This window comes from Bacillus sp. FSL R9-9530, from assembly GCF_038008145.1.
GTDB lineage: Bacteria > Bacillota > Bacilli > Bacillales > Bacillaceae_G > Bacillus_A > Bacillus_A mycoides.
Window position 1 is genome coordinate 1,025,453 of sequence record NZ_JBBOYO010000001.1, and the last position, 16,449, is coordinate 1,041,901.

The window sequence follows — 16,449 nt, forward strand, 5'->3', positions numbered from 1 at the left end:
CCATGATTATTATTCACGCAATATTTCAAGTAGATCCAGCAAAACAACAATCATTTTTAGAAGAAATTCAGCCACTACTTCATGGTTCAAGAGAAGAAAGTGGAAATGTATCTTACGATTTATATAAAGATACTGAAAAAGAAAGTGTTTATACGATGGTAGAAGTATGGAAAGATGAAGCAGCAGTTGCGAGTCATAATACGAGTGAACACTTTACATCTTTCGTTAGTAAAGCATCACAGTTTTTAACTGCTCCGCTTGATATAAAGGTTTATAGCGGTGAACTAGTAAAATAATTAGGTAGAAAAAGATGACTTTAGCGTATGGCTGAGGTCATCTTTTTTATTTAGATAGGAATATATTTACTTCTAACGTAATGTGTTATAATTTGGAAAATAAATATTCTTAATTTTAAAAACATTTAAAGGTGGTAGTGAAATATATGAACATATTAAAGAAAATCACTAACAATATTTCAAAGGTCATTATAGGAAAAGATGAATCGATTGAACTAGCAGCTATAGCTCTTATAGCAAGAGGACATATTTTATTAGAAGATGTACCTGGGACAGGGAAAACAACATTAGCGAAAAGTTTGGCTAAAAGTGTGGACGCTAAGTTCCAAAGAATTCAATTTACAGCTGATACTTCGCCTGGAGATGTTATTGGTCTCGAATATTTTGATGTGAAGGAATCGGAATTTAAAACGAGGTTAGGGCCTATTTTTGCAAATATAGTATTAGTGGATGAAATTAATCGAGCTGTACCGAGAACGCAATCTTCGTTACTTGAAGTTATGGAAGAACGTACTGTTACAATTGCGAAACAGACACATTCATTACTAGAACCTTTTTTAGTTATTGCAACGCAAAATCCTCTTGAATCGGCGGGTACATTTCCTTTACCTGATGCTCAATTAGACCGATTTTTACTTACTATTCGACAAGGTTATCCTACGAGAGAAGCAGAAAAGGAGATGATGAATCGGTTCCAAACGAATGATCCATTAGAAACGCTACATTCTATTATTTCGAGTGAAGAAATAATAAATATACAAAAACGTGCAAGGGAAGTGTTAGTAGGGAATGATGTGCAAGATTATCTTCTTGAAATCATTGAGGCAACTCGTAAGCATGAACTGATTGAAATTGGTGTAAGCCCGCGAGGTACATTGGCATTTATGCGGGCAATTCAAGCACGAGCAATATTAAATGAAAGAGATTACTGTACACCAGATGATATAAAACTACTAGCTGCATCCGTTTGTGCTCATCGGTTAACGTTAACGATTGAAGGGGAGATGAAAACGACGAAAGAACAAATCATGAAAGAAATTCTTCATACGATTAGTGTGCCAGTGGAGAATGTACGATGAATCAACAGCTTGTGTATACACCTTTAGCGGAGCCTTTCGTAATAGGAGTTATGTCAGTTGTAGCCGTTATATTATGTGTATTTTCAAGTAATCTACTCATATTATCTCTCGTATTTTTGTATGTAATTTTAATAGGTACTATGCATGTATACATACGTAAAGTATCTCGTGTTGAATGGGAATACAGTCAAGGGAATTCAAACGTTTTTATAGGTGAAACAAATATGTGCAAATTGAAAATTTCAAACAAGTCGATATTTCCTATTTTCAATATCGTATTTCGATTTAAATGTGAAAATAAGCTAAATTGGAATCATGATGAAATAAACAAAAATCATAGTACAGGTTCAAATTATTATATGAATTTTAATTTAAAAGGAGGAGAGGCAGTTTCATTTGATTTGCAAGCTGTAGCTTTAAAAAGAGGAATCGCGAAATGGGAAGAAGTTGAAATTGTTATTACTGATCCCTTTGGATTCATAACGAAACATATAACATATAAACAAGTTGATACGCCGTCCTATTTAGTTTTACCAGCCGTTCCGAAAATACAAGTTCCTGAATTACAAGAATGGTCACGGGGATTTCGAAAAGCAATGTCTTCCCCGCTATATGATGAAACGAAAGTAATGGGAGTGAAATCTTATGAAAATGAAGATTTTCGTTCTATACATTGGGGTGCAACGGCAAAAACAGGGATGATAACTGCGAAAAAATACGAACGAACACAATCAGATAAATATGCGATTTACCTCAATTTACAAAATAAAAGTGGCGTTTCTTTACGAAATGATATTGAAGAGCTTATTGAATTAACCGCTGGCATATGCAAACAACTGCTCATGCAAGATTGTTCATTTGAGTTATGGATTAATAGTGTGAAAGGTAACGGATTGTTACATGTAAAGAACGGGGATAATCGGAAACATTTGCAAAATGTATTAAAGGTACTTGCCTCAATATCGGATCAAGATACGCCTGTTTCATCTTCTTATTTTTATACAGCAGGATTTCGTCGTAAGGAATTGGATGCAGTTCCTTTAATTCTTGGTACTTCACCTAGGGAATACAGTAGAACGAATAAATGGATTGTAATTAAAGAATAAGAAGGGATTTATGTCATGTTGAATAAAAAGAGGCATATGAAAGTGAAGTTTTGGAGTGTAAGAGCTTTAATCATACTATTCTTTGCGGTTAGTGCGATAACGTTATCACAAGGTGTTGTGCATGTACAGGACATAGTAAAAGAGCGTTTTTTTAGTGAAAAGAAATCTGAAAAAAATTATAAGGAAACAATAAACAATGAAAATAATGAAGATTATGGCAGACCTTTGGAAGAGACAAAAGTAGGAGATAATGGGAATAGAACGACAACGGGTAAAAAATTTAAAGGTTTTGAAAGGAAAAGTTCATGGGGAGACGTATTTTCTGTGCTTTCAAATTCATGGATTACTATAGCGTTTTATGTGATTATCGCAGTGGCAAGTATATATTTTTTCTACAAATCTATTAGGAAAAGGTTGACGAAAACAGAAATAGAGCAGGAGAAACAATCGGTAACAAAAGAGAATACGGTAAGAACCGTAAAGGATGAAAAAGTCATTCATCAGTTAGAGCAACCGTTACCTACAGATATGATAAGGAAAACGTTAGTTGAATGGGAAAGAACTTTACCATTTCATGAACAGAGAAGGTCTTATGAAACGATACAACAATGGTTAAAACGAATATGTCGAACGAGAGATATTATTCCGATATATGAGTCTGTTCGTTATGGTGAAAAGACGTATACGGAGTTAGATGTTAAGAAGACTATGCGGTGGATAGAGCGGGATGGAAAAGGGCGATATGAATAGTGGAATGTATTATATCAAAATAAAATGATGGCTGAGTTAATCTGAATATGAAAGTTATATAAGTAAATAAAATTAGCTGTAAATTAATTTTATTTACTTATATTTAATTGCATGTTAATGTATACTTAATTTTTTAATATCTCTACCAATGGAAAAAGAATATACAAGCTATATGGAACTCTTTGTAGAGTATTGCTTCTTTAATTGTTCATGAGTATATCTTTGTTTTATTAATATAGAATGAAAAAAGGATACGTTAGAGCTAAACGATTAATGGGTAGCATGTTAATAAAAAATTACATGAGTTTAGTAAAAACTTATAATTTATTTTTAAGGGTGTGAAAATATAATGAAACCGGTATTGAAAAGCATACTTATTTCCTTTGCTTTTTCTGCAGTAGGGATGTGTTGGCTTCTGTTCATATTATTTAGAGGAGGCGGAGACTGGTTATTGTCTTGGATAGGTGTATTAATGGCATATTTATCTTTATACACTTTAATAGATTTATATTGTAAAAATACATACGAAAAAACATTAAATATAGTGCTTATAAAATCAACAGTTACTACCTTTAGTTTTGGAGTATTAGGAATCATATTTGGTATAATACACGAGCTATTAACACCATGGAGTCTCAGTTTAATGGTTTGGTATTGGTTGCTAACTCTACTTTTATTTTTAACGACCATAATATTATTAGTTAGTTTAGTATTTGTAAATCGTAAAGATCAAAATTTCCCCGGGGTATATAGATTACTTATACTTCTAAATTTACTTCTTACGTTAGGACCAGTATTGTGGCCACTATTTCTTACTATTATTGGAAATGGCATGAACGCTAGTGCAGGATGGTAAAAGTGAATGAAATAAAAAGTTGATATAGGGTTTTAAGTATGTAAGTGAACGTGTTCTGATAAATTGAAAACACGTTCTTTTTTATTGTTAATCTTAATATGAACTCCTTAAATTTATAAGATAATTCGATTGAGAAAAAGATATGTTACTGGAACAAACATATATGTACCTTTGAAACGAACACAATTAATGAAGCATCTTAAAAATAATAAAGACGAGGTGAAATGAAAATAAGGGCAGTTAAGTGGCTGTCCTTATTTTATATGCCCTTTTTATTTTCATGCATAGCTCTTTCTCAGTTTATCGTATCAAAATTTGAACGTAAGTATTTCGTAAGGAATGGATAAGAAAAAAGAGAGTTTTATCATATAGGATTAAAGTATAACTTGAATTAATCTTATATTAATAGAGGAGAGGGAGCCTTATGAAAAAATGTAATTCAATTAAGTTAGCAAGTTTGGCAGTTTTATTAGCGGGTACTACTCTATTCACACCAGGTTTTACTGTGAAAGCAGAGTCTGTTCAAAATTTATCTAGTCCGTCACAATCACATGATCAAAAGAATCGGAATGGTTGGAAACAAGTAATGCAGGAAACAGTACAGCTTGGAACCCCAGGAATATTAGCGAAGACGTCTAACAATGGAAAGATTAGTAGTTATACTGCTGGCGTCGCGGATTTAAATACAAAGAAAACAATGAAATCGGATTATCGTTTTCGGATTGGGAGTGTGACGAAGACTTTTACCGCTACGACTGTTCTTCAATTAGTAGGAGAAAATCGCGTGCAACTTGACGATCCAATTGAAAAGTGGCTACCCGGTCTCATTCAAGGAAATGGGTATGATGGCAATCAAATTACGATACGTCAACTTTTGAATCATACGAGTGGTATAGCTGAATACTTAAAGTCAAAAGACGCTGACATAATGAATTCGAGAAAAGCGTATACAGCAGAAGAAATAGTGAAAATGGGACTTTCTCTACCCCCAGATTTTTCACCAGGTAAGGGATGGCTGTATTCAAACACAGGATACGTAATATTGGGAATGCTTATTGAAAAAATAACTGGAAATAGTTATGCGGAAGAAATTGAAAAGCGAATTATTGAACCTTTGGATCTGTCAAATACGTTTTTACCAGGGAATTCACCCGTTATTCCAGGAAAGGATCATGCTCGTGGGTATATGAAAATAGACGAAACAAGTGAATTGAAAGACATGACGTATTATAATCCGAGTTTAGCTAATTCAGCTGGAGATATGATTTCTAATGCGGACGATCTAAATAAATTCTTTTCATTTTTACTTGGTGGTAAGTTACTGAAAGAACGTGAGCTAAAAGAAATGCTTACTACAGTTCCTATAGAAGGAAAAGGTGTTGGTGATGGATATGGCCTTGGGATCTATGAGACTAAACTTCCAAATGGTATTTCAGTTTGGGGTCATGGAGGGGCAATTCCTGGATTTACAACTTTTGTTGGCGGAGTAATGGGAGGCAAACATACATTAGCTGTCAATATTAACTCTTTAGGTGCGATGGATGTTGTTACACAGTTTAATAAAATGATGCAAATTGAATTTAATAAATAGATGAAAAGAAAGCGAATGGGATCCTGCTTTAGTTGTAAATAAAAGAGATGCTTTTTAATTTCGCAAATAAGGACAGTATTAGCATTCATGGTATGGCAGCAATCAAGTATATGTAATAAATACGGATACAAGTGTAATTCAATCTTATAGTTTAGTATAAAAAAGATGTCAGTTGTGTGACATCTTTTTTATTTTGGATCAAAGAGATATGTTGTGAATTTTGAAAATTGTTATTTTTACAATCATTCCATATAATAAAGGGTATAGGGGATATACAGGGGAGTTATGAATGGAAAATACTTTAGTTAGTTAATTATTTTTGTTTTAATAAATAAAAGTAAATTGATGTGGAGTGAAATACATTGGGACAAAATCAGTTTAGATGGAGTAACACACAATTACGAGAACATGTTGAAGTAATAGATGGCACAAGAAGCCCGCACATTTTATTCAAGAATGCAACATATTTAAATTCCTATATGCGCGAGTGGGTGCAAGCAAATATTTGGATCTATGATGACCGCATTATATATGTAGGAGAAAAACTGCCAGAGCAACTACACGAATGTGAAGTCGTTGATTGTAATGGAAAGTATGTAGTTCCTAGTTACATAGAACCGCATGCACATCCATATCAATTATATAATCCAGAGACGTTAGCGAATTATGCGATGCAATTTGGGACAACGACTTTCATTAATGATAATTTAACTTTATTTTTCACATTACAACGTGAAGTAGCATTTCGTTTATTAGATGAATTTGAAAAGATTCCAGCAAGTATGTATTGGTGGTGCCGTTTTGATGGACAAACTGAGCTGCAAAATGGTGAATCTTTATTTAATAGTGAAGAAATAATAGAGTGGCTAAAGCATGAAGCGGTTCTTCAAGGCGGCGAGTTAACAGCATGGCCAAAACTATTAAATGGCGATGATGAGATGTTAAATTGGGTACAGGAAACAAAGCGCTTACAGAAAAAAGTAGAAGGTCATTTTCCCGGTGCGTCTGAATCAACGTTAGCGAAGTTAAAGTTACTAGGTACTGATTGCGATCATGAAGCGATGACAGGACAGGAAGCATTAACACGCCTTATGCAAGGTTACACCGTTACTCTTAGGAACTCTTCTATCCGTCCAGATTTAGAAGTTTTACTGAAAGAATTGCTGGAATTAGGTGTCAAGCAATTTGATAGATTCATGTTCACAACAGATGGTTCACATCCGTCATTTTATGAAAACGGAATGACGAATAGGATGATAGAAATCGCGATAAAGCAAGGAATACCAGTAATTGATGCCTATAATATGGCAAGCTATAACATTGCTTGTTATTATAATATGGAGCATTTACACGGCGCGATCGCGACAGGAAGAATTGCAAATATTAATATTTTGGAAAGTAAAGAAAATCCGATTCCAATAAGTGTAATTGCAAAGGGGAAATGGATGAAGCGTGACGGAATAAACAAAAAGGCATCATTACATATAGACTGGAGTAAATTCAAAGTAACTCCATTATCATTAGACTGGTCTTTAAAGAAAGAAGATATGATTTTTTCGGAAACAACAGGTATAAAATTATTAAATGATGTTATTTCAAAACCATATGTAACTGAAATCGACTTAAACGGTGAGGAACTTTCTCTAGATCATGATGAGTGTTTCCTTATGATGATTGCTCGTGATGGCACTTGGCGAGTGAATACAGTTGTGAAAGGTTTTGCGAATGGATTAGGAGGTCTTGCTAGCTCTTATTCCGGTACAGGTGACATCATTCTTATTGGAAAAAGGAAAGAAGATATGCTTACAGCTTTTCATAGAGTAAAAGAGCTTGGCGGGGGAATGGTAATAGCGGAAAGAAATGAAGTGTTACACGAAATTGCATTACCATTGCTCGGGATTATGTCTAATTTGAAAATGAGTGAATTAATACAGAAAGAGAAAAAAATGGTGGAATTACTACAAGAGCGAGGATACACCTATAATGATCCAGCATTTACGATTTTATTCTTTTCTGCGACGCACTTGCCTTTTATACGAGTAACGCCTATAGGATTATATGATGTGAAAAGTAGTAAGGTACTTGCTTCGCCGATTAAATGTTAAATATAAATCCCCTATAAAAATCAATTTTATAGGGGATTTATTATTTTCAGTATAAGAATAGAATCACCTCAAATAATATAGTATCTAAATCATTTGAGGTGATACTTAAATATGAAAAAACTATTGTATGTTTTAAGTGTATTTATTTTGTGCGTATCTATACAGCATGTGGTACATTCTCAGTCAAATGCACCAAGGTTATCTTCAGATTGTCTGGAAGAAAGTAAAATTCGTGATGAAAAGTATGTGAAAAACATTATGAATGACATTATATCTACATTTGATTTAAAGATTGATGAAAATAGTTTTTGGGAAGTTAGTAAAAGAGACCTAGAGGCTGCGCATTTGATGTATGGCGGAAGGGAAAATGATTCTTATTATAATTCGCTAACTAAAGTTTATGATAGTGGTGGATATAGGGGAGAGCCTAGATTATTTGTGAAGGCGCAAGAAGCATTTTTACTTTATAAAGAAATAGACGATACTAATGTAATGAAACGCCTAAACCTTGAAAAAGGGGAATGGATTGTTACCGAAACGAAAAAGAAGCAAGGGAAAATCGTGGAATACAGACCATTACAATGTGAAAAAGATTATCTGAAAAAGAGAAATGAATACCATAATATAAAATGATGTAACGAAAATCTTGAATGGGAAAGTTTTCGTAAATAAATGTAAATTAATCGGTAGAAATCACTAGTAAGTTCGCCATAAAAAACGTCATTTTAATCATTAAAAATGACGTTTTTTTATATTCTTAAAACCTTTGCATCGCACTCTCAATCCTCTTTTCCAAATCAGCTGACACTTCATGGAAATACCCCATAACTATTTTTCTAATATCTTCGGATAAAACTTTCAAATCATTAGCTAAATTTTCAGCGAGATGTTCTTTTTCAATATGTGATAATTTAGCATAAAATTCACCAGGCTGCCCAAAGTCGTCTTTCTTAGTTATAGAAGCTCTTTCAAGTTTTCCTTCAACGTATCTTCCGTCACCGCTAGTTGCTTGATTAGCAGGTGTCCAATCTTGCTGTTGGTTGATCGCTATTTTACGAAATTCAGGTCCAATTCTTCTTCTTTGAGAATCACTATAAATGTTAGCACGACCTTGTAGCATTTTATCATCTGATAGTTCTGCACCGTCTAGTAAATTAGAAGGGGAGAAAGCGACTTTTTCTACTTGTTCTTTATAGTTTTCAGGATTTTTATTTAATACCATTTTGCCTACTGGTATAAGAGGATACTCCTTTTCATCCCATACTTTTGTATCATCTAAAGGGTCATAAGAAAGGTGTGTTTCATCTTTAGGATCCATGAGCTGGACATATAAACCATATTCCACTGCTTTACCAGCCTCAATTGTATCGTATAAATCTTTCCCGCTATAATCAGGATTTTCGGCGGCCAGTTTATTTGCTTCCTCACTAGTAATGAATTGTACACCTTCAAATGGATACCAATGATACTTTACATACTTTCGATAACCTTGAGCATTTCTCCAAACATATGTATTTACACTATGTCCTGGGATGTGGCGAAGACTTTTTGCCGTACCAGCATCAGAGTATAAACGGACAACAAAGTGAATGGATTCGGGTGCTCTAGCAACAAAATCCCAAAATCTATCAGGGTCTATTAAGTTATTTTTAGGTGAAGGCAATAACGCATTAATAGTTTCAGGGAAACGCATCGGATCACGAACAGAAAAGACAGGAAGGTGATTACATAAAAGATCAAATACGCCTTCTTTTGTATAAAATTTTGTAGCAAAACCCCGTACATTTCTAGAAGTATCAGGTGTTCCTTTCGTACTAACAGCTAATGAAAATCGAACCATAACAGGAACTTTCTCATTTGAATTTTGTAAAAAGCTTAGTTTTGTATGTTCAGACATCGGATATATCGTTTGAAAATAACCGAATGCACCAAATCCTTTTGCATGAACAGGTCTTTCTAAAATTTTTTCGTGAATAAATTCTTGTAACGCCTCGTGCAGTACATTATCTTGTTTTAAAATAGGTCCACGTGAACCAACTGTTTGAGAGTGAAGTATAGCTTGTTCATTACGTTCTCCATTTTCATTAAAGCCTTTTCCTAGTAAAGATTGTCCCTGTTTATCATAGTTTTCATCCATCGATATAGCCTCCAAATCTTTTTTTCCATTGTTACTAAATATGATTTTATAGCCTTGATTATGTATGACACGCAAAGTTCAAAATAGTAACAGACCGCTAGATGAAAAAAACGTGTATGTAGTGGACCTGTTGAAATAGAAGAAATTATGGAAAAATGAATATCGGGAAGAAAATTACTATTAAAATTACAATCTTAAAAATGAATTTATACATGACTTTATAGAGAATGAACATAAATAAACAGGGAAAATAACTAGGAGGAATTTAAAATGTCGGATTGGTTTCAATTAGATAAAGAATATATGATGCCTACGTATTGTCGTACGAAGGTTGCAATAGAAAGAGGAGAAGGGTGCAAGCTTTATGATGTGGATGGTAAAGAGTATGTAGATTTATTTTCTGGTGTCGGAGTGAACGTATTAGGGTATAATCACCCGAAAATCGTGCAAACGACAATGGAACAAGTTACGAAATCTCTGCATCTCCCATTTCATTTTTTAAACCCAGTTGCGATTGAGTATGCAAAGAAATTAGTTGATTGCTCTTTAAAAAATGGAAAAGTCTTTTTTACAAACTCTGGTACGGAAGCGACAGAAACAACGTTGAAATTAATTGATAAATATAGAGCGAATACGCATGAGGAACGTGAAGGAATCGTAGTGCTGAAGAATAGCTTCCACGGACGTACGTTAGGGGCACTTCATTTTACGAGACAAGAAAGTGTATATCAAAATTTCCCTAAAACATCGATTCCAGTATATGAAGTAGAGCGCGAGAATATAGAGCAATTAGAAGAAACAATTGTTAAAGAAAATCCAATTGCGATTATGCTAGAGCCTGTATTAGGTAGCGGGGGGATATACCCTTTATCGGGTGAATATTTACATGGTGTTCAAAACTTATGTGATAAATATAATGTCATTCTTATCGTTGATGAAGTTCAAAGTGGTATGGGGAGAACTGGTAAACTATTTGCTTATCAAAATTTCAATATTACACCGGATATTATTCAAATTGGTAAGGGAGCAGGAGGCGGGATACCGCTTGGCGGAATTATTGTAGGTGAAAAGTTATGTGATGTATTTGCACCAGGAGATCACGGCACAACGTTTGCTCATTCTTCAATGGGAACGGCTTTAGGGTTAACGGTTTTAAATACATTGATTGACGATGGTTTAATGCAAGAAGCGTATGAAACATCACACTATCTAAATGATAAATTGCAAGAAATTCAGAAAGAAAATTCTTATTATATTCAGGAAGTACGTCATGCTGGAATGATGTTTGGAATTAGTTTGAATGATAAGAATGAAAATGTTAAGAAATTACAGGTGGAGCTAATGGAGAAAGGAATGTTAGTTGATGTTACACAAGGGAACATCATCCGTTTACTTCCTCCATATATAATTACTAAAGAAGAAATTGATGCATTTATTTATGAGTTTATCTCCTGTATTCATAGCTTATCAGCTATAGCGAGTGTTTAAAAAACTTTATAAAAAAGCACCTTATTTTTAATTCAAATAGGAAGAAAATAGGGGTGAAAAAAATAAATTTACATATTAAAATAAAAAGCTGGAAAAGGTACTCGTATAGCGCCTTCTTCAGCTTTTTAAAATAGTAAATTACTTAATCTAGGAAGCATCTCGTTGGACAAATAATTAATTATGTGAAACAATAATAACAGATAAGGAGACGTTGCTTTTCCTTAAGTGCTTCGTATTGAATTTATTCTAGTAAGAGAAGGTGTGCTTAAAGAAGTTAAATTAAATAAGGGGCTGTTTTACTATATGCAACAAAATAATGATTTGAATTTTGAACCTCAAGACGTTAATATTGTCAATTCTAAACAAGCGAAAAAAGCAGTTATTGCTACTGGCATTGGGAATGCAATGGAGTGGTTTGACTTTGGATTATACGCGTATTTAGCGGTAATATTAAGTCAATTATTCTTCTCAGGTGTGGATAATAGTGGTTTGCAACTTGTACTAACATTTGGTACATTTGCGGCGGCCTTTCTCGTTCGACCAATCGGAGGTATTTTCTTTGGTAGAATAGGAGATAAATACGGCCGAAAGATTGTTTTAAGTACAACTATTATTTTAATGGCACTTTCTACATTATTCATCGCATTACTACCAACCTATGAACAAATTGGTGTATGGGCACCAATACTACTTTTAATTGCTCGAATGATTCAAGGCTTCTCTACAGGCGGCGAATATTCAGGAGCAATGGTTTATATCGCAGAATCTTCTCCAGATAAAAAGCGTGGTATACTCGGTAGTGGTCTTGAAATTGGAACACTCTCAGGTTACATTGCTGCCTCGGTAATTGTTACCATTTTGACGTTATTATTAACAGATGAGCAAATGCTCAGCTGGGGATGGCGTATTCCTTTCTTAATTGCTGCACCAATTGGTTTGGTCGGTTTATATTTACGACGTCATTTAGATGAATCTCCAATCTTTCAAGAGATGGAAAAAGCACAAGAGGAATCTGAAGACAACGAACAATTTTCATTTATGGATATATTAAAATATCACAAAAAAGACTTCTTATTAAGCACAGTAATTGTTGCCTTCTTTAACATTACAAACTATATGATCCTTTCGTATATTCCTTCTTATTTAACACAAGTACTAAAAGTCAAAGAAACAACTGGCTTATTAATTATTTCAATTACGATGGCACTTATGATTCCACTGGCACTTTATTTCGGTAAATTAAGTGATAAAGTAGGTAATAAACGCGTAGTACAAATTGGTTTACTTGGTTTAGCATTATGTTCAATTCCAGCATTTTTATTAATTGGTAACGGACATATTGTAGCCATGTTTGCGGGTATTTTCATTTTAGGTTTCTTCCTTAGTGTATATGAAGGAACATTGCCTTCGTTATTACCAGCACTCTTTTTCACCGATGTACGTTATCGTGCGCTTTCTATCTCCTTTAATATTTCTGTATCTATATTCGGTGGTACAACACCGCTCGTATGTTCATACTTAGTTCATGCTACTGGTAATCCACTGGCACCAGCATTTTATTTAACAGGTGTAAGTGTAATTGGATTAATTGTGTTTAGTGTACTGTTTGTCACAACATCAGGACGTGCACTAAAAGGTTCTTACCCTACTGTAGAATCGAAAAAAGAAGCACATCAAATTGCTAAAGAGGATCCTGAAGAAACACTTTGGTGGCATGAAGAATCTTTAGAAATTGAAGCAGGAAAAAAAGCATAATTTGTGAAAAGCAACGTGGACTTTTACACAAAAAGACTCCTAGTTTAATAGGAGTCTTTTTGTATACATCATTTTCTCTTCTTCTTCAAACTCTTCTGATACGCATAAAGCTTATGAACCTCTTCCTTAAATTCATGCAGAAGTACAGTGTTTTCACCATTTGAATAACGCACTGCATTATACGCGTCTATAATAATATGACTCTGAATATTTACCTCTTCTTCATCATTAATTCTTTCTAGCCAAGCTTCAACAGTTTCTCCTCGTTCTCGGTTTAAAGGAGGAGATAGCTTGCTCTCGAGTTTGAAAATTTCTTTCCGAATTTCGTTATTTGGTGGTTTATTTCGTTTGAAGCGTTTTTGGCTAATGCCTTCTTTATCAGTAATGATTGTAGATTCAAAGACAGGCATATTTGGTAAACTTAAATGTTTTCGTTTTTTTACTATTTTCCAAACGACGTAAATAGCGATGGCTGTACAGGCTATTATTGTAATGCTATTTATGAGAGTTGGATCAAAAGGACGCTGCCCCAATTCCTCTTTAATTTGAGGATCTTTTAAATTTCCTTTATTCGACCAAAAGTCGTCTGTATCTTTTAATGCAGCTGCCGAGAACAATGGATTTAAAGCATAACTAAATCCTAAGGCAACTACTTGTATGATATAAGAAAAAAGAAGCCGAATATAAGGAAATACCGGAATAAGTAAAGCGCTAATTATTCCAATCGTAATAATAGAAGTGAAACGTAATAGCTGTTGATTACGATTGGAACCTGTTAACCAAAATGTAATCATAATGTGTAAAGTTAATAGTAACAATTTCCACAATGGCGGAAAGGGGGTATAAAATATAGCTGAAACGACAAACCATACAATACCGCCTAACGATTTTTGTACTGGATATCCCGGTCCAACAGAGTGTACGATAAAGAAAAACAGTGGTAATAATATTGTGCCTAAAATAGAGAAAGGTAGAAATAAAGAACAACCGATTATTTGAATAACTAACAGTAGTACAAAACCTGTTGTTTTTTTATTCATAAATTTATGAATAAAAAATACTCCTACATAACCGGTCACTAAAAATATAGCAATACCAACTAGTTCGTCCCTTTCTGTTAATAACGAAAGGAGGAGGAGCAGAATAAAGTCATTAACGTGATAGAGCCAAGTTTTCAAGCTTTTCCACCATCCCTTCATTATTAATGAGGAACGTAGGCTGAGATAGAAGAGGGAGCTCCTTTTTCTGCAAACCAATGTATATCATTGTAGATGAGCGTTCCCTTTTTCTCGTTACATAATGAAGAAATCCTTGTTTCGGAAGTAGCGTACTATCATCTGAAATACGTGCTAATTCTTCTAACGCTTTGGCGTAATGTGTTTGTCCTTCGTTTAATGGTAAATGCAATGCACCAGTTTCTGCTAAAACACTAATAAATAACTCAAAAGGAATTTGATGCTTCGCTGCATATTGACAAATGTACGTTGTAAATGAAATAAGGTCTTCTATATTTTCTTTCCAGCCGAATCCGCGATCAGCAGCTAAAGAAAGACAAATCGTCCAACTATAATTTTTTACTGGTTCATATTGCTTCGCTTGTAACGCCTGCATTTTAGCGGATGCTTTCCAATGGATAGAGCGGAAAGATTCGCGTTCATATCGTTTAACACCGATAATGGATGTTTCATCATTGTAAAAAGAGAAATTCGTTCGATACGAACCTGTTAATAGTTGCTGGAGTTCTTGTAAACCGGCTACTTCTTTAGGAGTAGGGTATACAATAATTTCAGTCTTTAATTTATCAAAAACAGGTAAATGTACAGTTAATAAATGAAAAGGGTCTTTTAAAACACATTCAAATTGTTCAATTTGAAAGACACCACGCTTCGTTGCGGTTAATGTTAAATCCCATTTTTGTGCCGAATGAGCAGGTTGTGAAAATGGGAAAGAAAATAACGTTTTTGATATTTGTTCAATCCCTTGATCTTTATGTGGTATAAGGGAAGAATCTAAATGAAAATAACAAACACCATTAACGAGTGGTATATTTGCCCCATTTTTTAAATGAATAAAAAACTGTCCAGATTCATCAGGGAAAAGCCGAGTTGTTTGTTTCTCGTTTATTACTTGAAACTTTTTCTCTATGTAAGCGACATATTTATAAATAAAAATCGCAAATAAATAGTAGAAGAAAAAGAGAAACATAATAATTCGTTGCGGCAGAAAAAACGTAAATAGTATAGCGCCTGGCACAGTTAATTGAATAATATGGAGCTGAAAAAATAAAGGTACAGTTACAACGCGCTGTCCATTCATGCTTGTTCAATCTCCACAGGTACGTCTACTTCTTTTAAAATCCTTTGCATTAATTCATTTTTTGTCGTACGTAAAGCTCCTTCCATTGACAAGACGATACGGTGATTCCAAACAGAAGGAACTAAAAATTGTATATCTTCAGGCGTGCAATATTCTCTCCCGCGTAAAAAGGCTAATGCTTGAACGGCACGTACTAAAGCTAATGTAGCACGCGGGCTTACACCGTTAGCAATGTAATCATGATTTCTTGTAGCGTGAGCAAGCTTAATAATGTAATGTTCTAACGGTTCTGATACGAAAATTTCTTTCACTTGTTTCTGTGCTTCTAAAATGTCTTCTAAAGAAATGACAGATGTGACGCTTTCTAACGGTGCATTGTTACGAAAACGGCGCATCATTTTTAATTCATCTTCAGGAGATGGATAACCAATTGAAATCGTCATTAAAAAACGATCCAGTTGTGCATCTGGAAGCGGGAAAGTTCCTTGTGATTCAATCGGGTTTTGCGTCGCAATAACAAAGAATGGTTTCGGAAGAGGAGTAGACTGCTTTTCAAGCGTTACTTGTCGTTCTTCCATCGCTTCTAACAAACTAGATTGTGTTCTCGGCATCGCGCGGTTAATTTCATCTGCGAGTAGTATATTTGTCATAACTGGTCCAAGTCTTAATTCGAATTCACTAGTTTTTGGATTGAAATATTCAATACCTGTTACATCACTCGGAAGTACATCAGGGGTAAATTGAACGCGAGAAAAATTACCACCAATGCTTTTAGAAATTGTTTTTGCTAGTAATGTTTTTCCAGTACCAGGTACGTCTTCAAGCAGTACATGTCCATCAGCAAGTAATGAAACGAGGAGTAAATCAATTACATTTTCCTTACCGACAAAAACAGATCCTATGTTTTCTTTCAATTTAGTTATCATATGTATCATTCCTTTCAAAATAAAAGCGGATATTTCTATATTTT

Annotated in this window: 14 protein-coding genes; 10 read left to right on the plus strand and 4 right to left on the minus strand. The window is 34.2% G+C overall.

Annotated elements, in window-relative coordinates; genetic code table 11:
• Positions 1 to 2: 2 nt before the first annotated feature.
• The 8 genes from MKX66_RS04980 to MKX66_RS05015 all read left to right on the plus strand — a co-directional run bounded on the left by MKX66_RS04980 (position 3) and on the right by MKX66_RS05015 (position 8,416).
• Positions 3 to 296, plus strand: coding sequence for a putative quinol monooxygenase (locus MKX66_RS04980; RefSeq protein WP_000583822.1), 294 nt, complete (start codon positions 3 to 5; stop codon positions 294 to 296).
• Positions 297 to 442: 146 nt separating this feature from the next.
• On the plus strand, positions 443 to 1,375 hold the full coding sequence (locus tag MKX66_RS04985) for an AAA family ATPase (protein ID WP_341085687.1): 933 nt from the start codon (positions 443 to 445) through the stop codon (positions 1,373 to 1,375).
• The gene (locus MKX66_RS04990; RefSeq protein WP_215589825.1) at positions 1,372 to 2,481 is read left to right on the plus strand and encodes a DUF58 domain-containing protein; all 1,110 of its coding nucleotides are present in this window, start codon (positions 1,372 to 1,374) and stop codon (positions 2,479 to 2,481) included. The genes MKX66_RS04985 and MKX66_RS04990 overlap by 4 nt, the downstream gene beginning before the upstream one ends.
• Before the next feature lie 15 nt (positions 2,482 to 2,496).
• Positions 2,497 to 3,231, plus strand: coding sequence for a signal peptidase II (locus MKX66_RS04995; protein WP_215589824.1), 735 nt, complete (start codon positions 2,497 to 2,499; stop codon positions 3,229 to 3,231).
• A 349-nt stretch (positions 3,232 to 3,580) separates the two neighbouring features.
• Positions 3,581 to 4,087, plus strand: coding sequence for a DUF3902 family protein (locus MKX66_RS05000; RefSeq protein WP_215589823.1), 507 nt, complete (start codon positions 3,581 to 3,583; stop codon positions 4,085 to 4,087).
• 424 nt (positions 4,088 to 4,511) lie between these two features.
• Complete coding sequence (locus tag MKX66_RS05005; protein WP_326996289.1) at positions 4,512 to 5,678, plus strand: serine hydrolase domain-containing protein; 1,167 nt, start codon at positions 4,512 to 4,514, stop codon at positions 5,676 to 5,678.
• Positions 5,679 to 6,040: 362 nt separating this feature from the next.
• Entirely contained in the window at positions 6,041 to 7,783 is a 1,743-nt protein-coding gene (locus MKX66_RS05010) for an adenine deaminase C-terminal domain-containing protein (RefSeq protein WP_341085692.1), read from the plus strand.
• A 111-nt stretch (positions 7,784 to 7,894) separates the two neighbouring features.
• Positions 7,895 to 8,416 (plus strand): hypothetical protein, encoded by a 522-nt coding sequence (locus MKX66_RS05015; protein ID WP_098635647.1) that lies wholly within the window; start codon positions 7,895 to 7,897, stop codon positions 8,414 to 8,416.
• A 124-nt stretch (positions 8,417 to 8,540) separates the two neighbouring features.
• Here the strand turns inward: MKX66_RS05015 and MKX66_RS05020 are convergent, their stop codons facing one another.
• Complete coding sequence (locus MKX66_RS05020) at positions 8,541 to 9,920, minus strand: catalase (RefSeq protein ID WP_341085695.1); 1,380 nt, start codon at positions 9,918 to 9,920, stop codon at positions 8,541 to 8,543.
• A gap of 270 nt (positions 9,921 to 10,190) precedes the next feature.
• Here MKX66_RS05020 and MKX66_RS05025 point away from each other — a divergent pair, with 270 nt between their 5' ends.
• A complete protein-coding gene (locus MKX66_RS05025; protein WP_002190021.1) occupies positions 10,191 to 11,408 on the plus strand; it encodes an aspartate aminotransferase family protein in 1,218 nt (405 codons plus the stop codon).
• Between the two features lie 303 nt (positions 11,409 to 11,711).
• Positions 11,712 to 13,163, plus strand: a complete 1,452-nt coding sequence (locus MKX66_RS05030; protein ID WP_012261183.1) for an MFS transporter — start codon at positions 11,712 to 11,714, stop codon at positions 13,161 to 13,163.
• Positions 13,164 to 13,231: 68 nt separating this feature from the next.
• Here the strand turns inward: MKX66_RS05030 and MKX66_RS05035 are convergent, their stop codons facing one another.
• The 3 genes from MKX66_RS05035 to MKX66_RS05045 are packed head-to-tail and all read right to left on the minus strand — an operon-like array spanning position 13,232 to position 16,405.
• Positions 13,232 to 14,341, minus strand: coding sequence for a DUF4018 domain-containing protein (locus tag MKX66_RS05035; RefSeq protein ID WP_341085697.1), 1,110 nt, complete (start codon positions 14,339 to 14,341; stop codon positions 13,232 to 13,234).
• A complete protein-coding gene (locus tag MKX66_RS05040) occupies positions 14,316 to 15,479 on the minus strand; it encodes a DUF58 domain-containing protein (RefSeq protein WP_215589817.1) in 1,164 nt (387 codons plus the stop codon). The genes MKX66_RS05035 and MKX66_RS05040 overlap by 26 nt, the downstream gene beginning before the upstream one ends.
• Positions 15,476 to 16,405, minus strand: a complete 930-nt coding sequence (locus MKX66_RS05045) for an AAA family ATPase (protein ID WP_061674891.1) — start codon at positions 16,403 to 16,405, stop codon at positions 15,476 to 15,478. Before MKX66_RS05045 ends, MKX66_RS05040 begins: the two co-directional genes overlap by 4 nt.
• Positions 16,406 to 16,449: the final 44 nt, after the last annotated feature.